At 47.5% G+C, this 18,270-nt stretch carries 25 protein-coding genes; 6 read left to right on the top strand and 19 right to left on the bottom strand.

Translation table 11 applies throughout. The annotated features are described in order from the left end of the window. Positions 1–16: 16 nt before the first annotated feature. The 8 genes from spoIIIAG to AC3WRW_RS28455 form a co-directional block, all read right to left on the bottom strand. Positions 17–655, bottom strand: a complete 639-nt coding sequence (gene spoIIIAG, locus AC3WRW_RS28490; RefSeq protein WP_492549595.1) for a stage III sporulation protein AG — start codon at positions 653–655, stop codon at positions 17–19. Positions 656–659: 4 nt separating this feature from the next. Beyond that, a complete protein-coding gene (spoIIIAF, locus tag AC3WRW_RS28485) occupies positions 660–1,385 on the bottom strand; it encodes a stage III sporulation protein AF (protein ID WP_492549594.1) in 726 nt (241 codons plus the stop codon). Positions 1,386–1,398: 13 nt separating this feature from the next. Further along, positions 1,399–2,598, bottom strand: coding sequence for a stage III sporulation protein AE (spoIIIAE, locus tag AC3WRW_RS28480; RefSeq protein WP_492549593.1), 1,200 nt, complete (start codon positions 2,596–2,598; stop codon positions 1,399–1,401). A gap of 24 nt (positions 2,599–2,622) precedes the next feature. Next, the gene (spoIIIAD, locus tag AC3WRW_RS28475; RefSeq protein ID WP_492549592.1) at positions 2,623–3,012 is read right to left on the bottom strand and encodes a stage III sporulation protein AD; all 390 of its coding nucleotides are present in this window, start codon (positions 3,010–3,012) and stop codon (positions 2,623–2,625) included. Between the two features lie 10 nt (positions 3,013–3,022). Beyond that, positions 3,023–3,226 (bottom strand): stage III sporulation protein AC, encoded by a 204-nt coding sequence (spoIIIAC, locus tag AC3WRW_RS28470; RefSeq protein WP_029197158.1) that lies wholly within the window; start codon positions 3,224–3,226, stop codon positions 3,023–3,025. A 60-nt stretch (positions 3,227–3,286) separates the two neighbouring features. Continuing rightward, positions 3,287–3,805, bottom strand: a complete 519-nt coding sequence (gene spoIIIAB / locus AC3WRW_RS28465) for a stage III sporulation protein SpoIIIAB (protein ID WP_492549591.1) — start codon at positions 3,803–3,805, stop codon at positions 3,287–3,289. Between the two features lie 6 nt (positions 3,806–3,811). Next, entirely contained in the window at positions 3,812–4,795 is a 984-nt protein-coding gene (gene spoIIIAA / locus AC3WRW_RS28460; RefSeq protein ID WP_492549590.1) for a stage III sporulation protein AA, read from the bottom strand. A gap of 70 nt (positions 4,796–4,865) precedes the next feature. Then, on the bottom strand, positions 4,866–5,132 hold the full coding sequence (locus tag AC3WRW_RS28455; protein ID WP_492549589.1) for a YqhV family protein: 267 nt from the start codon (positions 5,130–5,132) through the stop codon (positions 4,866–4,868). A gap of 347 nt (positions 5,133–5,479) precedes the next feature. Here AC3WRW_RS28455 and comA point away from each other — a divergent pair, with 347 nt between their 5' ends. Genes comA through AC3WRW_RS28440 form a run of 3 tightly spaced genes read left to right on the top strand, consistent with a single transcriptional unit; the run spans position 5,480 to position 7,548 of the window. Next, entirely contained in the window at positions 5,480–6,283 is an 804-nt protein-coding gene (gene comA / locus AC3WRW_RS28450) for a phosphosulfolactate synthase (RefSeq protein WP_492549588.1), read from the top strand. A 3-nt stretch (positions 6,284–6,286) separates the two neighbouring features. Beyond that, positions 6,287–7,027: a 2-phosphosulfolactate phosphatase gene (locus AC3WRW_RS28445; protein WP_492549587.1), complete on the top strand. Its 741-nt coding sequence runs from the start codon at positions 6,287–6,289 to the stop codon at positions 7,025–7,027. A gap of 56 nt (positions 7,028–7,083) precedes the next feature. Next, complete coding sequence (locus AC3WRW_RS28440) at positions 7,084–7,548, top strand: DUF441 domain-containing protein (protein ID WP_492549586.1); 465 nt, start codon at positions 7,084–7,086, stop codon at positions 7,546–7,548. An 8-nt stretch (positions 7,549–7,556) separates the two neighbouring features. On the opposite strand, the gene AC3WRW_RS28435 is transcribed toward AC3WRW_RS28440, so the two are convergent. The 5 genes from AC3WRW_RS28435 to AC3WRW_RS28415 all read right to left on the bottom strand — a co-directional run bounded on the left by AC3WRW_RS28435 (position 7,557) and on the right by AC3WRW_RS28415 (position 11,625). Then, complete coding sequence (locus AC3WRW_RS28435; protein WP_492549585.1) at positions 7,557–8,813, bottom strand: aspartate kinase; 1,257 nt, start codon at positions 8,811–8,813, stop codon at positions 7,557–7,559. Positions 8,814–8,955: 142 nt separating this feature from the next. Further along, entirely contained in the window at positions 8,956–9,513 is a 558-nt protein-coding gene (gene efp, locus AC3WRW_RS28430; RefSeq protein ID WP_181646554.1) for an elongation factor P, read from the bottom strand. 15 nt (positions 9,514–9,528) lie between these two features. Further along, the gene (locus tag AC3WRW_RS28425) at positions 9,529–10,602 is read right to left on the bottom strand and encodes a M24 family metallopeptidase (protein WP_492549584.1); all 1,074 of its coding nucleotides are present in this window, start codon (positions 10,600–10,602) and stop codon (positions 9,529–9,531) included. A 20-nt stretch (positions 10,603–10,622) separates the two neighbouring features. Further along, on the bottom strand, positions 10,623–11,060 hold the full coding sequence (gene aroQ / locus AC3WRW_RS28420; protein WP_492549583.1) for a type II 3-dehydroquinate dehydratase: 438 nt from the start codon (positions 11,058–11,060) through the stop codon (positions 10,623–10,625). Between the two features lie 76 nt (positions 11,061–11,136). Next, positions 11,137–11,625 carry a YqhR family membrane protein gene (locus tag AC3WRW_RS28415; protein WP_492549582.1) on the bottom strand — a complete coding sequence of 163 codons (489 nt, stop codon included), beginning with the start codon at positions 11,623–11,625 and terminating at the stop codon, positions 11,137–11,139. A gap of 152 nt (positions 11,626–11,777) precedes the next feature. On the opposite strand from AC3WRW_RS28415, the gene AC3WRW_RS28410 reads away from it, so the two are divergent. Together AC3WRW_RS28410 and AC3WRW_RS28405 are read left to right on the top strand one after the other, a co-directional pair. Further along, positions 11,778–12,722, top strand: a complete 945-nt coding sequence (locus AC3WRW_RS28410) for a DUF1385 domain-containing protein (protein ID WP_492549581.1) — start codon at positions 11,778–11,780, stop codon at positions 12,720–12,722. Beyond that, on the top strand, positions 12,719–12,976 hold the full coding sequence (locus AC3WRW_RS28405) for a hypothetical protein (protein ID WP_171682215.1): 258 nt from the start codon (positions 12,719–12,721) through the stop codon (positions 12,974–12,976). The genes AC3WRW_RS28410 and AC3WRW_RS28405 overlap by 4 nt, the downstream gene beginning before the upstream one ends. 9 nt (positions 12,977–12,985) lie before the next feature. Here AC3WRW_RS28405 and AC3WRW_RS28400 read toward each other — a convergent pair whose 3' ends face one another. Beyond that, positions 12,986–13,954, bottom strand: a complete 969-nt coding sequence (locus AC3WRW_RS28400; protein WP_492549580.1) for a patatin-like phospholipase family protein — start codon at positions 13,952–13,954, stop codon at positions 12,986–12,988. A gap of 108 nt (positions 13,955–14,062) precedes the next feature. Beyond that, a complete protein-coding gene (gene mntR, locus AC3WRW_RS28395; protein ID WP_492549579.1) occupies positions 14,063–14,488 on the bottom strand; it encodes a transcriptional regulator MntR in 426 nt (141 codons plus the stop codon). 165 nt (positions 14,489–14,653) lie between these two features. On the opposite strand from mntR, the gene splB reads away from it, so the two are divergent. Further along, positions 14,654–15,715: a spore photoproduct lyase gene (gene splB / locus AC3WRW_RS28390; RefSeq protein WP_492549578.1), complete on the top strand. Its 1,062-nt coding sequence runs from the start codon at positions 14,654–14,656 to the stop codon at positions 15,713–15,715. Here splB and AC3WRW_RS28385 read toward each other — a convergent pair whose 3' ends face one another. The 4 genes from AC3WRW_RS28385 to AC3WRW_RS28370 all read right to left on the bottom strand — a co-directional run. Beyond that, positions 15,716–16,429, bottom strand: a complete 714-nt coding sequence (locus tag AC3WRW_RS28385) for a cytochrome c biogenesis CcdA family protein (RefSeq protein WP_492549577.1) — start codon at positions 16,427–16,429, stop codon at positions 15,716–15,718. A 1-nt stretch (position 16,430) separates the two neighbouring features. After that, positions 16,431–17,231, bottom strand: a complete 801-nt coding sequence (locus AC3WRW_RS28380; RefSeq protein WP_492549576.1) for a metal ABC transporter permease — start codon at positions 17,229–17,231, stop codon at positions 16,431–16,433. Between the two features lie 12 nt (positions 17,232–17,243). Further along, the gene (locus tag AC3WRW_RS28375) at positions 17,244–18,023 is read right to left on the bottom strand and encodes a metal ABC transporter ATP-binding protein (RefSeq protein WP_492549575.1); all 780 of its coding nucleotides are present in this window, start codon (positions 18,021–18,023) and stop codon (positions 17,244–17,246) included. Between the two features lie 37 nt (positions 18,024–18,060). After that, a partial coding sequence (locus AC3WRW_RS28370; RefSeq protein WP_492549574.1) for a metal ABC transporter solute-binding protein, Zn/Mn family occupies positions 18,061–18,270 on the bottom strand: 210 nt, incomplete at its 5' end.

Genomic DNA, 18,270 nt, shown 5'->3' with positions numbered 1-18,270 from the left:
TAATTGCTGATTGGATTTAGTCCCCTGTTTTTCGGGGCAAAATGGAAATGCGATTCACCGGGACATCCAGTCCACGTTCCACCGCTTCGGTTATCATTTTCTTCACCGTCAGATTCTCGGCGCCTTTGGCGACAACGAGAACCCCTCTAACCTTCGGCTTAATGTATTTGAGCACAAGCGGCTTCTGATCGCCTGACACTTGATAAATCACCACTTCTCCGCTTCGCGTGACCTGGGATATATTCCGAGTCGCCCCGCCGTTGTCGCGTTCTGTCGTCATCTGCTGGTTGTCATTATAATTTTTGTCGACGGTCATTTCTTCCGTTGATTCAATCGTAACCAGCACTTCGACATCGCCAACGCCAACGATTTTTTGCAAAATTTCTTTCAGCTGCGACTGATACGCCAGTTCATAATCGTGAAAGCCCGGGTTGTCCTTGGATGTACTGCCGAGAAATGTTTCTTTACTGGGAGGCGGAGAGGCCCTGCCCGCAGTGATGGGATCAACTTCTTTTACAGTCATAAAGGCATTCATAATCATCAGCGCCGCTCCCATGAGTCCTATCATAATGACCCAGAGGAGCGTGTTCTTGCGTTTAGGCCCTCCCGGACCTCCGCCGAATTTGTGCTCCATCCATTGCAGCAATGTTCCCATCGATTCACCTCGCAATCCTTCCATTTCCTTGCTCTACTCGGATATCAATGTGTGCAGGTTCAACAAGCCAATTGCGCGTAATGCTCTGTTTCAACCGCTCAACCTCCCCCTCGAATGGCTCTGATGCCAGAGGCGATGAAGTTGTCGATTCCTTCTCAGTTGCCTTAATCCTGATGGGGTCTATGGGCTTGACCGGTTCCATAACCGCTATGCTTTTGGCGCCGTCAGCCGGCTTAGACTTGCTCTTCGCTTCTATAACATCAAGGGTGACCCTGACTTTCACAATCGCAGGCTTCCCGTTATTGTCAATTTGTGCAGCTACCTGAACGTCTTGGACGGTAAGGTCAGTCTGCTTCTGTATATCCTCTTTCATCATTCCGGCGAGCTGCGTCTGGATCATCTGCTGCGATTGCTTTTGGCCTGCCGCTTGAAGCTTCTGAGCATCCTTCGTAATCACATCAAGCGATTTCATCCATGGACTTTCACCGCTTCCGCTAGCCAGCATCGTCTTGTCGTTCTGCTGCTTCTCCGCTTGACTGAGCAATTTATCCACATCCCAATTTTCTTGAAAGAGCTGCAAGACAGGCGTTAAAAGCGTGAGTAAAATGAACAAACTCATCACCGTTTTGACATACCGCTGCATGGTGTTGCTGGGGAGCAGAAGATCAACGAAAGTGGCCAGCATAATGACCATGATGACCGTTTTCAGCCATCCGGCTAACCAATCCATAGCGAATCTCCTTTCACCGCATCATCACCGAGACATTGCTGATCGTAATCATGATCGTCAGAGCCAGAAAGAACATTAAACTGACAACAGCCAAAGCGGCAAAAACATAAATCAAGCTTTTTCCGATTGTTTGCAGGCAAGCGATGATCGGGCTGTCTCCCAAGGGCTGCATAACGGCTGCGGATAAATTATAGATGAAGGCCAAGGTCAAAATTTTGATCGCCGGGAATGCGCACAGCATGATCAGAATGACGACGCCAACAAGCCCGATGGCATTTTTTACTAGCAAGGATGCGCCTATGACCGTCTCCGTAGCATCGGAGAATAGCCTTCCCACCACAGGAACAAAGTTCCCGGTGATATACTTGGCTGTTCGAATGGCGACTCCGTCTCTAACCGCGCCAGCAGTTCCTTGAATGGAAATCACGCCGAGAAATACGGTGACGAATATCCCGAGCATGCTAAGACTTACCGTACGCAGCAGGTTCGCAAGCTGAGTGACTTTATATTTATCGCTGAGCGAGCTAACGATATGCAGGATTGCCGAAAAGAACAACAGCGGGAACACAAAGACATAAATGGCTGTGCCTACCGAATGAATCATGAAAACAATCAGCGGATGCAGAATCGCTACCGAAGTCACATTGCCCATGGAAGCTAAAAGCGTTAACAGCAGCGGCATAATCGCGATCATGAATTGTATCATCGACGAGATGGCTGTTTTGGCATATCCGATGGCAATGCTGAAGGAGTTGATCGCAATGATGATAAGAACCATATACGTAATGGAGTAGCCCAGTTTGCTGACCGTATTTCTTTCAAAAGAGCTTTGCAGCGTTTCGAGAATCATGCTGAAAATCGTCAGAATAACGATCGAAGCGAGCAGCTTTCCGTTAATGATGATTTCGTGAAACACATAGCTTAGAAGTCCTTTAAAAATGCTTTTCATGCTAATGCCCTTCGTGCCCAGGAGCAGTTCCATGAAGGTTGGGGTCTTGCTTTCCGGGAAGTAACCGCCGTAATCCTTCATGAGCTTATCCCAATATTGCTCGACAGGCTGCGTGTTCAAGTGATTCGCTTGTTCCCTGATGATTGCGTCTGTCGGTGACTCAGCGGCCGTAAAACTCGTCATTCCAAGCCATAATGCGATGGTTATGATGAATAGGATGATCCAGCGGTTGTTCAGTGTTTGCTGCGAATAGGGCAGGTTCATTTCTGTCACTCCTCCATGCATCGTCTAAGCCGGGAGCAGCTTAACGACGGTCTCGATGATGACGGTAATAATCGGGATCGCCATCACCATAATGAGCACTTTCCCAGAGAGTTCGATCTTGGAGGCGATGGATTCTTGTCCGGCATCGCGCACGATTTGCGCACCGAACTCGGCAATGTAGGCGACGCCGATAATTTTCAGAATCGTTTTGAGAAACACCATGTTGATATTCGATTTTTGCGCTAAATCTTCTAGCACCTGGATGACACTGGAGATTTTGCCGATCAGAAACAAGAAAATCAGGATGCCCGTAAATGCGGCCAGCAAGAACGCAAACATGGGTTTCTGCTCTTTGATAATGAGAGTAAGTATCGTAACGATGAGCCCCAGGCCTACAATCTGGATGATTTCCATACGGCGCACCTCATTGGAATAGGAAGATCGTTTTGATTTCTTTAAATAAATGATCGAGCATGGAGACGACCATGAAAAGCACGACCACGAAGCCGATGACCGTGACCCAGTGTGCCATATCCTCTTTCCCCATTTGCTTGAGCACCGAATGGATCATCGCGATGATGATGCCGATGCCGGCGATCTGGAAAATGGCATTCACATCTACGTTCATTCCAGGCACCTCACTCTATTGACAAGGAATTTCCGTCATCCGACTGGTCCCTTGCTCCCCTTAATACATCAAAATTACGATTAATGCTCCGATAAGGACGCCCAGGCTTTTCCACATTTTTTCGTAGCGCCGCTGCTCATCCCTGGACTCGTTTTCTTCGGCCTGTAGCTGGGAAATAGCGAGCCGCAGATGCTTGATTTGATCGCTGCGATCCGTCATTCCAAGAACAGATCCCAACTGCAGCACAACTTCTTCTTCCGGCTGCTTCATCGAAGTTCTTGCCCAGACATCTTTTACACTCCGATGCCAAATCTCTTTCGTAGTGGTCCCGTCATTCGCCGACAACCTTTCTGACGTCAGCCGGAACAAGGAGGAGAGCGGTTCAGCCACCTGCTTGCCAAGCGAAGAGAGCGCCTCTGGCAGCGGTGTAAGAGCGTAAGTGATTTCAGTCTCCATGCGGCCCAGCGCAGAGATCAACAATCGGATCTGCTTAGGGCGCCTAACATAATGAGCAGCCTTCAGAAAGCCATACAAGGTGGCCGCACCGATAATGAGCACCCCGCCAACGAATTTCAGCATCTTTCATCATCCTTTGCGTACAGGATTGAGTTCCAATGGCTTGCCATGCCGATCCAGTACCCGGCAGGCAGACGGCGCACCTTTTCTTCGATGCAGGATGACATATCTCGTAAACACACCCTCTTCCAAAAGCTGCTTCAGCACCGGTCTCATGCGGACGTCCTCATAGTCGGCGCCATGTGCAGTCGCAACGATGCGGATCCCGGTATGAACGGCCTCATGGATCGCTGCCGCATCTTCAGGCCGCCCGATTTCATCGACGACGAGCACATCCGGAGATAAGGAGCGGATCATCATCATCATGCCTTCGGCTTTCGGACAACCGTCCATGACGTCTGTTCTTGGCCCCAGATCAAATCTGGGCACCCCTTTGACACATGCCGCCAGCTCCGAGCGTTCGTCGACGACGCCTACCTTCTTGCCCGTCGTGCCAATCGCGTTCGCCCCCCACTCCCCGCGGCTGATTAGCCTGGTCAAATCGCGAATCAGCGTTGTCTTGCCTTGCTGGGGCGGAGAAATCACGAGCGTGTGATGGACACTTCGCAGAATAGGGTCGAACAAGTGTGGCAGCACCTGCTTGCCTACCCCTTGAATTTCGCGGGCAATCCGGATATTGAAGGAGCTGACATCGCGAATTTGCTTGACACCGCCTTGATCCAGCACCGTACGCCCGGCTAGTCCCACACGATGGCCGCCGGCTATCGTAATAAAACCCCGCCGAAGCTCTTCCTCATGGGTGTACATCGAATGATTCGTGAGCATCTCCAGCAAAGTAACGCAATCCTGCCGGGTCGGCTTGTACGCCCGCTCTTCCTGCGACACCAATTGGCCTCTTTCATCAAGGAACGCGTACCCGTCGCTCCAGCTCAGCTCGAAGGGCCTTGACTCTCTCACCCTGATTTCCTCCAGGTTAGCTTGTACGTCCGGCGGCAAACCGGAGAGCAGAATCCGGAGCGTCTGGGGGAGAATGTGCATAATCGTCTCGTGCATAGAGAGACATCCCTCCAAGTTGTCCAGTCTTCTATACTCATTTCTATGCTTGATAGAAAGAAATATGACCTTACTTTTTTAAAATACCAATGAATAAACAGCTTACTCCCGCAATCACCCAGAGCAGCTTGCTGTAAGATAGTTTCTCTGCGATCCCTACTAAACCGATCGTCGTTGTAGCTAGTAGTACTAGAGGACCTACTAGAGCGAGCGTAGAGTTCACTAGCAGCGCTTTCTCCACCGTCGCCAGTCTCAGCATCACGATAGCCGCAATGATCTCCATACTGCCCGACATCATCCTCAGCGACGCCATCGTCAGGACAATCTTGTTCAACATTTCTATTCCTCCCTTAAAAAGAAACAGCTCTTTTGAACCGCGCCAAAGCAGTTCGCGTAGCGATTTTATAAAAAGCCGGAAGAGCGACTTTTGCAAATCTGTTCCTACCATCCGAAGGCCAATTCAATTCGAGGAACAGATTTGCAATGGAGTCCTGGAGGTTTTTATAAAATTGCGAAGCGCTCTAGCGTAACTTTAATGCTCAGCGCGGTTCAACGGCAGCTCACTCTTTTTACCCTACCTTATGCAGGCTCGTCTGATTTTAGGCATCGTGGGCACCACCATTTGCCCAGATGCATATGCTGTCTCATAATTGATCCTTCAAAGGACAGTGAGGAGAAATACAGATGGAAGTGACTTCTTATTTGAACTGGAACCCCGTTCTGGCCGACCCCACAAGACAAAGGCAGGCCAAACCAAGGACGCTGGGGAAAACGATGGTGATGGATAAAGGCTTAGGGCCTAACGCATTTCAGGATATGCTAAGCATCGGCAGCAGCCATTTGGACATGATCAAACTGGGCTTCGGCACATCTCCTCTTTATCCGCAGCACGTATTGAAAACGAAAATTAACTCAGCCAAAGAAAACGGGATATGCATTTATCCGGGTGGCACCTTTCTCGAAGTTGCCATCACACAGAACGCGGTGGATTCCTATTTCGATATGATCGTTGCACTCGGATTTAACGGGATTGAAATATCCAACGGAACGATCGATTTCGACCGCAAGCTTAGAAATGAGCTGATTATGCGAGGCAGAGAAGAAGGGTTGGTCGTCATCACCGAATATGGAAAAAAGGGCTGGGGTTCCGCCATTGAATTGGAGGAATTAATCGAAACCGTCTTGCTGGACACCGAATTTGGGGCTGCCTTAGTCACCATTGAGGCTCGTGAATCCGGCATGGGGGTTGGGATTTTTGATCATAAGGGGAAATGCAAGGACGAGGAAGTGGGGCAAGTGCTTTCCGCCGTATCCGGGCAGCAGCTTCTCTGGGAAGCGCCTCTCAAAAGTCAACAGGTGCATTTGATTAGCTTGCTCGGATCAGACATCCATTTGGGCAATATTTCGCCGGATGAGCTCATTGCCCTGGAAGCCTTGCGCAGAGGACTGCGCTCCGATACGTTGTCCTTAGGTACCAGAAAGGAATAGAACATGCATATCGAGGTAGTCGCTAACATCGGCGAAGCGAGAAGTGACGATTTTCTTCACAAAACCGTCATAGTCGTTGATGTGATCCGTGCAACTAGCACGATCATCACCGCATTGATTAACGGCTGCAAAGCCATTATTCCTGTGGAAACCGTTCTGAAAGCCAAAGAGCTGTACCGTGAGGGGGATCTGCTTGCTGGGGAGCGGTTTTGCAAGAAAATTTCCGGCTTTGATTTGGGAAATTCGCCATTGGAATTTAGCAAAGAAGCCGTTCTGGGCAGGCGTATCATCCTGACGACCACGAACGGCACCAGAGGCATCCAAAAAGCGGTGAAAGCCGATCGCGTGCTGGCAGGCGCCTTCCTCAACAGCAAAGCTTGCGCAGAGGCTGCCATTGGGTTAAAAAAGGACACTGTCATTCTATGTGCGGGTACGCAAGACGTCTTTTCCTTAGAGGATGGCCTTTGTGCCGGGCATATCCTTGAGGAACTGGTATTGGCATTAGGCGAGAAACATATCGCAACCAATGATTTCGGGCTGGCCATGCGCGGATGCTATTTGCAAGCTCAAAATCGTTTATATGAAACCCTGCTCTCCTGCACGAATGGGAAAAAGATGTGCAAGACCGGATTTCAGGGCGATATCGCAGCCTGTGCTCAAACGAACATCACCGATCAAGTACCGGTCCTTGAACATGACCAGATGATGCTGCTGCCTGGCATTCCGGCCCGTCCTGCGTTCTAAATACAAGCCCCTCTCATAAACTAAGATGGAAGTTATGTGGGCGAGGGGTTTTGATTATGAATGGTAATATACTTTTGGTTATACTCATCGTTATAGGACTCATTGGCCGTTCTCCAATTATTACAACAGCTTCTTGCATGCTGCTTGCGATGAAATTAGTCGGGTTAGTTCGATTTTTCCCTGCGATGGAGCGCAGGGGCTTAGAGCTCGGGTTGCTCTTTTTGACGATTGGCGTGCTTGTTCCGTTCGCCAGTGAGCGCATCACCATGAAAGACATTGTATCCGTATTTACCACTTGGCCTGGAATTATTGCTCTTCTCGGCGGAGCGATCGCTACTTATATGAACGGAAAAGGCTTGGAGCTGCTAAAAATAGACCCACAATTAATTGTGGGTCTTGTCATCGGTTCCATATTCGGCATCATCTTTATGCGCGGAATTCCGGTCGGCCCTTTGATGGCCGCCGGAATTACAGCTTTTTTATTAAAACTGGCTTACTTTATCGCTGATAAATTCAGTTAAGCAAGAGCTTATCTGCGATCTTGCGGACCGCCGACAAATGCTTGCTCCGTAGTGTCCAAGCCATAGGCTGTATGCAGGGATTGGATGACTTCGGTCAAGTTCGTGTTTTCGATAACACAGGATACTTTAATCTCTGAAGTGCTGACCAACGAAATGGAGATGCCCAGATCGGAAATCACTTTGAACATTGTAGCGGCAACGCCTGGCGTGCTTACCATGCCTGCGCCGACGATGGACACTTTCACCATGTTCACTTCGAAAGTTACTTCGCGGAAGCCGATTTCGCCGCGGATCGATTCAATCGCATTTAATGCTTTCTCGCGATCTGCAAGCGAAGTAGTGAATGAGAAATCAGCTGATCCATTAATCACACCGCTTTGAACGATGATATCCACATCGACTTGAACCTCGGCAAGCGCCATAAATACTTTCGCCAGTTGACCCGGTTTCTCGGGTACACCTAGAATACTCACTCTTGCCACATTCTTGTCATACGCGATGCCACGGACAACGATTCCTTGCTCCATCACTGCTTCCTCCTTCACGTTGGTACCTTCATTGTTAGTAAAGCTGGAACGCACCACTAAGGTAACGTTATAGTTTTTGGCATATTCGACTGCCCGCGGATGAAGAACAGCAGCTCCCAAATTAGCAAGCTCCAGCATTTCATCGTAGGAAATTTCACTCAGCTTTCTCGCGACTTTCACAATGCGCGGATCAGTTGAGTAAATACCGTCTACATCGGTATAAATCTCGCATAAATCTGCTTGGATAGCGGCAGCAAGCGCTACAGCCGTCGTATCGGATCCGCCGCGGCCTAGTGTCGTTATTTCTCCTGCTTCCGTCATCCCTTGGAAACCGGCGACAATGACGACATTGCCTTCTTCTAGGGCAGTCAGTACGCGGTGCGGCTGAATATCGCTAATTCTCGCTTTACCGTGTACATCTTCCGTGCGAATCCCGCTCTGCCAGCCGGTGTAAGAAACGGCTTGTTCGCCTAAACTATGTATCGCCATCGACAAAAGGGCTACGGAAACCTGCTCTCCTGTCGATAACAGCATATCCATTTCACGAGCCGGAGGGGCTCCATCGTAAATTTGCTTAGACAGGTCGATCAAATCATCCGTTGTATCTCCCATCGCGGAAACGACAACAACACAGCTGTGACCTGCTTGTTTTCGCTCAACGATTCTTTTTGCAACACGTTTCATTCGCTCCGCATCACCGACAGAGCTTCCGCCAAATTTCATCACTATTAGAGACAAAGCTGACCCACTCCTAACGCATATCTAGTGCATAACAATTCAATATTATAGCATAAAATGCGCTTTTGTGGTAAGAATTGCACACCTAAAACAAAAAAACTCCCTGACTTGTGAAAGTCAGAGAGGCTTGTCCTAAATTCTACTAGGCGCGGGAAATATAACGGCCGTCTTCCGTGTCAACGGTTAGTACATCGCCTTCGTTGATGAACAAAGGTACTTGAACGACAAGACCTGTTTCCACTTTTGCACCTTTAAGTGCGCCTTGCGCTGTGTTGCCTTTCACGCCCGGCTCCGTTTCTACAACTTTCAAATCAACGCTTTTCGGCAAGTTGATCCCAAGAATCTCACCTTGGTAGCTCAAGATTTTGATGTTCATGTTTTCGAGCAAGAAGTTCAATTCCCATTTCAGCTGCTCGCGGGATAGGCTGAATTGATCGAACGTTTCTGTATCCATGAACGTAAATTCGTCGCCGCTTGCATAAAGGTACTGCATTTCGCGGTTGTCGATGTGTGCGCGGCCTACGTTCTCACCAGCACGGAATGTGCGCTCAACCGTGTTGCCGTTGCGCAGGTTTTTCAGCTTGGAGCGCACGAATGCAGCGCCTTTGCCTGGTTTAACGTGTTGGAAATCTAGAACTGTAAAAATATCGTGCTCAACTTCAATCGTAAGACCTGTTTTGAAATCATTTACTGATATCACTTGTGAATCCCTCCGCTAGTCAATAATAAGAAAATCTTTTGTAGAATTTGTAAGTATTTTAATGCCGGTGTCAGTAATTACGGCGTCATCCTCAATTCGAACTCCCCCAAAGCCGGGAAGATAAATGCCGGGTTCCACCGTAACCACCATACCAGGAGTTAAAATTGTATCCTCGGTTTTCGACAAGCGCGGAGATTCATGAACCTCCATGCCTAAACCATGTCCGGTACCGTGACCGAAGAAATCGCCATAGCCATGCTTCACGATGACATCCCGCGCGAAAGCATCGCCTTCTCTGCCGGTAATGCCCGGTTTAAGATTGGCTAAACAGTTCAGTTGAGCTTCCAGAACGATATCATAAATTTCTTTATGCTTGTCCGTCGGCTTTCCTAGCATAACCGTTCTTGTGATATCAGAGCAATACCCTTTATAATACGCTCCAAAATCCAATTTGACAAATTCGTTGATTTGGAGCACGCGGTCGCTTGCCTTGCCGTGTGGCAGCGCAGAGCGTTCGCCGGAAGCAACGATCGTTTCAAACGAAGTTGATGTGCCGCCATTTTTGCGGATAAACATCTCAATCTCAAGCGCAATGTCCAATTCCTTTACGCCAGGCTTGATATAGGAGAGGATGTGGGAGAACGTTTGGTCTGCCAAATCTGCAGCTTCCTGCATGATTTGCAATTCCGCATCGTCCTTGACCATCCGGATGACCTCGAGAAGTCCGGCCGTCGGCAAAAGCTCAATGCCCGGCAATGCTGCCTGGTAGCTGAGGAAGTTCCCATAAGACACATCCCCTTGCTCGAATCCAAGCTGTGTAATCCCCTGCTTCTGCAAAAGTTCTTTCACGGTTTCCATCGCTTTAGCCCCGTGCTCCACCACTTCAAAATGCTTGGCTTGCTGAGGAGCTTGCGTCATATACCGGAAATCCGTCAAAAGAATAGCTCGGTCTAACGTAATAAGTACATAGCCGGAGGAACCGGTGAAACCAGATACATATGTACGGTTATATGCATTCGTGATGAGTATGGCGGGTAAATGTTGCTCTTGCATAACCTTGCGAAGACGTTCAATACGTTTCTCCTGCATCGAAATCACCAATCCTTCCTTTATCCTTGCATATGAGGTATTAATGCCCTTAAACCCAGTTCATAGCTTTGTACGCCGAATCCGCTTATCTGGCCGATCACTACAGGCGCGGTTACCGAATGATGACGGAACTCCTCGCGCTTATGGATGTTCGACAGATGCACCTCAACGGCAGGCAATTGAACGGAAGCCAACGCATCGCGGATCGCATAGCTGTAGTGCGTGAATGCGCCCGGATTAATGAGAATGCCATCTTTCGTGCCGAAGGCTTCATGAATTTTATCAATAATTTGACCTTCATGATTCGATTGGAAGCTCTCGATCTCAACCGACAGAACTTCAGCTAATTCAGTCAAGCCTTGAATAATCGCCGAAAGGGAAACCGTTCCGTACACGCCAGGTTCACGTATGCCCAGCATATTTAAGTTGGGCCCGTTAATGACCAGAACCTTTTTCAACAGGAATCACTCCCCAGCATTTTTCAGTCGCACAGACTCACCTGCCTATTTAACCTTTGATATTTTACCATAACTTTCATGTCTTGTGTATAGGTTGTCTCGTTCTCGTATTCGTATATTCAATGGCGATGGAATAACCGATAAACATTCCCCAAAGCAAGAATAAACAGAAATCGCTGATTATGGAATTCAAGTCCAGATCCGTGACCCAATACGTCATGCCGGCTAACGGTCCGATGAACAAATACAGCACAGCCCACCAAAGCGCCCCATACAACACTCCCCACCAAGCCGATTGCAATTTCCACATGGTGACCATATAGATGAAGGCTGCGAAAATGGAGAATATCGTGAAAAATCCCCAACCAATCAGCACGCCCTGCCACGTCACTAGGAAATCGTGTTTGAAAAACGGTTCCACAAGAAAACCGACCACAATTTTCGTGAATTTTAAATAATGCTCTACAATTTTCAGCGCTCCCCAGATGAATCCGGCAAAGAAACCAATGTATAGGACATAAAGCCAGCGATTTGTTTTGATTTCCTCCGTTTGTTTCTCACACATCAGGCATATCCTTCCTTTCTTTCGCAGCTATTGCAAGTAATTCACAGGCAAGAATAGTATGTTCTTCCGTTATCGGTAGCATTCAAACCCTGAATCCGTTACAATAAGAAAGTACAAAAACCGAATTCGAGAAGGATAAGAAGGTGGATCCCATGGCAGAACAAAACAGTATATATGGTGGACAAGCCGTCATTGAGGGCGTCATGTTCGCAGGAAGAAACGTGCATGTAACCGCCGTGCGCAAGAAAGATGGCTCACTTGATTTCTTAGAGGTACCGAAGAAAGATATTCCTTGGGTCCAAAAGCTCAAGAAAATTCCGTTCATCAGAGGAATTGTCGGCATTATAGAATCCAGTGCCAAAGGTGCGCAGCATCTTAATTTCTCCGCGGAATCCTTCGCTGAACAAGAAGGTGAGGATGACGCTTCAGCCAAGAAAGACGAGAAGCCGGGCTTCTTCTCGAATATTTCAATGATTCTCGGTGTGGCGGTTGTGGGTGTGATCTCGTTTCTTTTTGGAAAGTTCGTGTTCACCCTGGTTCCGGCGGTCATTGAACAGTTTTTATTCCAAAATGTATTTAGCAATCAAATTCTTCATAATCTTATAGAAGGTGTTATCAAAATCATTTTGCTAGTCGGATATATTTATTTCATATCCCTAACACCTATGATTCGCAGACTGTTCCAGTATCACGGAGCTGAGCATAAAGTCATCAGCGCCTATGAAGCGGGCGTGGAGCTTACCGTCAGCAACGTACAGAAATTCAACACATTGCATTATCGTTGCGGCAGCAGCTTCATTGTTTTTACCGTGTTGATCGGTGTCGTGATTTACTCGTTCCTGCACTACGATGGGTATGTCGAGCGGATCTTGCAGCGTCTGTTGCTGCTCCCTGTCGTTATCGGAGTGTCTTATGAAGTACTGAGATTTACGAACTCCCTTCGCGATGTGCCGGTACTCCGTTACTTGGGTTACCCTGGCCTGTGGCTTCAACTGCTGACTACCAAAGAGCCTGAAGACAGCCAAGTTGAAGTTTCGATCGCTTCGTTCAACCGGATGCGTGAAGCTGAAAAAAGAATTATGGAGGGACGGGCATGAGAAGAAGATTTTCGCCGATCGAAATCACCATCGGGATTTTAATTGCGATTGGATTGTTAGTAAGTTTGCGAACTTTGTTCATTCCGATTCTCGTGTTAGGGATCATATTTCTTCTATACAAGTTCCCGCCTTCTCGTTGGAAAAAGCCTTCGTATGGCCGCGGACCATCCAAAGTAAAAAGGAAAAATGCGAAATTTCGCGTGATTAACGGAACGAAAGACTCGGACTCCGATGATTTTCCGAAATATCACTAGAACCGGATCTCATTTTGTAGGAGCCCGAAGCACATATTTCTCGTAATTTTCTTCATAAGTTTTGGCGGACCATTCATTAAAATAGTCTTCGGAAGCCCGGTATCCAGAGTCGTATAGAGACAAACTCAGTTCCTTAGACAAGTTAAACTGCGTATTCCCAACCCCCAAAGTTGGAATTTTAACGGTCCGGAACCGGTTTTTCTGTTCGATGTAACGCTCGTCATGCGCACTAAGCATGGTGCCGAATAAAGCTTCAAGCATCGTGATTGGCCCCTTGATTTTATGCGTAGGCGTTTCCGTTTTTCCGACTAATTGGAAGCCGATGACAGGAACGATCTCGTCGCGAGTCGTATTCTGATCGAATACCCATAAGGGGTAGTTGCTTAACAGTCCGCCATCTACGATATAATAAAACTGCTCTGTGAAAGGCGTCGCCTTTCCAGAGCTTTTTAATTGGCGGCGAATCATGACCGGATCAAAAAAGTATGGAATGCTCGTGCTCATGCGAACCGCTTTGGCAATGGAGAACCTCTTGGGATCAATCCCGTACTGCGCAATATCTTCAGGCAAAATAAGGAGCTTCCCCTGCGTAATATCGGATGCGATAATGCGCAGCTGGTTATGCTTCAGGTCACCAAAATTGCGAATGCCCTTGAGAGCCAGCTGCCAGTTTACCCAATGCTCCAGCGCTTCGCCGGAGTACAAGCCTTTTTTGATCAGCAGCCGCGCAGCAGGTCCGATGATTTTGGTATTAAAGATGGGTGAGCGCTGCATAAACGATTTAAAAGGAGCTCTTAAGATCAATTCCCTCATCTCTTCTCCGGTATATCCCGCAGCCAAAAAAGCCGCTACGATGGACCCAGAGCTTGTACCTGCGACTTGATTGAATTCATACCCCAAATCCATCGCTGCACTTACACCGCCGGCAAGCGCAATGCCTTTCACGCCTCCGCCTTCAAACACGCCGTTGATTAACATGATTGGCCCCCCTCCCCGATTTCAAACAACAGGGCTTACTTTGTTATGTATGCGGAGGGAGTTTGTTTCTATGCAAAAAAACAGAGAACCGCGAATAGCGGCCTCTGCCTAATTGTCTGCTTCCAATTCTTTACGAACGTTCATCAGTTCGTCAATCCGATTCGGTTCCCTGCGGAAATACTCTACCAAAGTCTCAATGCATGTAATGGAATCCCAGCTTAAATGATGCTCGATTCCCTCAACATCCTTATATATATTGTCCTCTTGGACGCCTATAACGGTTAAGAAATTTTCTAGCAATTGATGACGGTCAACTAATCGTTTGCCCATTTTTTTGCCTTTTGGAGTTAACATAAGTCCGCGGTACTTCTCATAGATCAGATAATTGTCTTTATCGAGCTTTTGAATCATTTTCGTCACGGAGGAGGGATGCACTTCCAGCCCTTCAGCAATGTCGGAGACACGAGCGTAACCTTTCTCGTCTATGAGCTTATATATTCTCTCCAGATAGTCTTCCATGCTTGGTGTAGCCATTGCTTTATTTCCCCCTGCTTTTCCGTTATTTCCTGTCTACTTGCTTACCTATCATAATCCATCTACCTCGATCCGGTCAAATATCCCATGGTTGATCTCCACTTTGCTTTGGCACACTAAAAGGCAGAAACGATGATGATCCTGATCCGTTGAAAGGAGCCTTCCATGTCAACAGAAATACTGACCAGACCTGTCCCCGGTACAACAGTGTTCGTACCAGAGCTTGTTTATTTTGAACCCGATGCGATGAATTATTCGAAAGGTCAAAAAATCTATGAATGGGCCAAGCAGCAAGGCCTGGAGATTCATATGACGACCTCGCACAATCAAATCCGTGATTTGCCCGGCGATTCGGAACTTGAAAAATATCGAATTGCCAAACGAACATTGGTTGTCGGCATTCGCAAAACATTGAAATTCGACACTTCCAAACCATCTGCCGAATATGCGATCCCCATTGCAACCGGCTGCATGGGCCATTGTCACTACTGCTATCTCCAAACAACCTTGGGAGCAAAGCCGTATATTCGCGTATACGTCAATATGGACGATATTCTTGGTGCCGCTCAAAAGTATATCGACGAACGTGTCCCGGAAATCACCCGGTTTGAAGCCGCTTGTACGTCCGATCCCGTAGGATTGGAGCATATCTCAGGCTCCTTAAAGCAGCTCATTGAATTTATGGGACAGCAAGAGCATGGACGGCTGCGTTTTGTCACGAAATACCATCATGTAGAACCACTGCTCGATGCCAAACATAACAAACACACCCGGTTTCGCTTTAGTGTAAACGCGGATTATGTCATTAAAAATTTCGAACCAGGTACTTCCAAGTTTCACGAGAGAATTGAAGCCGCAGGAAAGGTGGCCAAAGCCGGCTATCCGCTCGGATTTATCATCGCCCCTATTATTTGGCATGAGGGCTGGGAGGAAGGCTATGCGACGCTTTTGGAACGCCTGCACAAAGAACTCCCGGCGGAGGCTACCCAAGACTTAACTTTTGAGATGATTCAGCACCGGTTTACACGAACGGCAAAAAACGTCATCGAAAAAAGATATCCGAAAACGAAACTTGAAATGGATGAAGAAAAACGAAAATACAAATGGGGACGTTGGGGCCAAGGAAAATACGTTTACCAAGATGAGCAAGCAAACCAGCTGAGGGAATTTATCACAGAACAAATCTTTGACAAATTCCCTCAGGCCAAAATCGAGTATTTTACTTAATTAAAACTTCAACCAATCCGGGGTAATGGTATTCAGCCATAATGTGATTTGCGTCATTTTGCCTGTATAAAGCAGAATGGCAATCACGACCATTAACCCTCCCCCTATTTTCATAATGAGATTGGAATAGCGCAAAATCCATTTTGTTGAGCCGATAAAAAAAGATAGCACAAAAAAAGGAATCGCAAAGCCTAACGAATAAGCAGTCGTTAACTGAAACCAAGTGCCGGGTTCCGTTGTGGCCAATGCAAGAATTGCCGATAAGATCGGCCCTACGCAAGGTGACCAACCTGCTGCAAACCCCATCCCAACGAGCACAGAGCCTAAATAGCCCGCCGGACGAAACTTAATCTGAAGCTTGCGCTCTCTCATTAGCCATTGCGGTTGAAAAATACCTAACAGGAACAGCCCCATTATAAAAATCAAGAGTGCTGCAATTTGCCGAAGCAAATCCCGGTAATCGATGAAAAAATTGCCGAGAAACCCTGCGGTTAATCCCAACGCATAAAAAATGATCGAAAATCCAACGATAAAACTTAACGTATGCAGCATCGTTTGACGGCGCACTTGTGAAGAAGTCTCACCGGATTTCAATTCACTTACGGATATTCCCGTTATGTAGGAAAGATAAGAAGGATATAATGGCAAACAGCATGGCGAGATGAACGAAGCGATCCCCGCCCATAAAGCGATCCATAAATTGACAGAGTCCATGTTAAATCCTCAATCCTCTTTTTAAAATAATCCCGATCAGCATAGCGATGAGCGTCAACACGACCGTCCCGCCCGGCGCGAGATCCCAAACTCCAGCAACAACTAGCCCGATAATAACAGCAATTTCCGAAAAAATAACAGCCAAAATAACCGAATTCTTAAAGCTTCTGGCAATTAACAAACTGCATGCGACAGGAATAGTCAACAAGGAGGAAACTAGCAGTGCTCCCACAATTTTAATCGCAACGGAAATGACTAACGCAGTCAGCATCGTAATCATCATATTATAATATTTAAGCGGAAGTCCACTTACACTGGCTGCATCCTCATCGAAGAACATAAGAAAGAACTCTTTGAAATGAATGGCAATGACACCGACGACAAGAACAGATACCCCGAGAACAACCCAAAGATCTTGCTGATCCAGCGTATAAATGCTGCCGAACAAGTAGCTCATTACATTCATATTAAAACCTTTGCCCAAGGTAAAAAGAATCGTAGCCAGCGCGACGCCGCCTGACATGATGATGGCTATCGAAAGCTCCGCGTAGGTTTTGTACGCCTTGCGCAGACGTTCGATAGCGAACGAAGCAAGCAGAGCAAAGACAAGTCCTACCCCTAACGGGTACACGTTAATGAGAAAGCCAAGGGCGACTCCTGCAATTGAAACGTGGGCTAATGTATCCCCGATCATCGACAAGCGCCGAAGGACAAGAAAAACGCCCATAAGCGGCGCTGTGAGCCCGATCAGTATGCCGCCGATTAAAGCGCGTTGAAAAAAATACTCCGTGAATATGTCCAAAATGCCCGCTCCTTACTGAACTCCGATCATCTCGCGAATCTGGCCGATCGAATGTGTCAAATTCGTTTCCCGGCAATCCTCGGGATCATGGGTATGCTTCACATAAAACTTAATGCCGCCGCTCACCTGCTGCGGCTCTGTACCTAAGTAAGACTGCATCATGTCCATATCATGGGACACCATGATGAAAGTCATATGATGATGCTGATGCATGTGACGGATCATCCGGAAAAATCCGATCTGCGTCTCCGCATCGATCCCCACGGTCGGCTCATCCAATATGAGCAGCTCCGGATTATTCACAATCGCGCGCGCGAGGAAAGCGCGCTGCTGCTGTCCACCGGACAGCTGACCGATTTTGCGGTCAGCCAAGTCCTCGATGCGCATGGCCAGCATCGCGTCTTCGGCTTTTTGCAGCTCGGCTTTGGACAGCCGGCGGTAGATCCGCTTCTTCGAGTACATCCCGGATAAAACAATTTCCCGAACTGTCGCAGGGAAAAGCGGGTTGAACGCATTTTTTTGCGGGACGTAGCCAATACGTTCCCAATCCTTGAACTGGCTGAGCGGGCTGTCAAACAACCTGATCTCACCGTCTGTCGGCTTCAGCAGTCCGACGAGCATTTTGAGCAGCGTTGTTTTGCCGGCGCCATTGGAGCCAATGACACCCACAAAATCTCGTTCAAGCACATCGAAACGAAGCTGATCTATAACTTTCTTATGTTCATAAGAAAACGAAACATGATCAATGGACACAATACTGCGGTGGCAAAAATCTTTTTGGCTGATTTCCATGTTTAGACTCCTGACTCCTGGAATGGACATGCTCATCTTATTGTAAGGCAATCACTAAATTTTTCAAATTTTTATCCATAATCGAAATATAATTCTCCCCTGCCTTCACTTGCTCTTCCGTCAATCCTTCAAGCGGATTCAGCACCATCGTGTCCACTTTAGCGTCTTTAGCTAACGTTTTTGCCAACTTATCGGAAACAAGCTCTTCAAAAAATATATATTTCAAGTTATGTTCCTTGATGTATTC

The sequence above is a fragment of the Paenibacillus sp. FW126-R14 genome, assembly GCF_058789495.1.
This window is presented reverse-complemented; position numbering and strand designations above follow the sequence as displayed.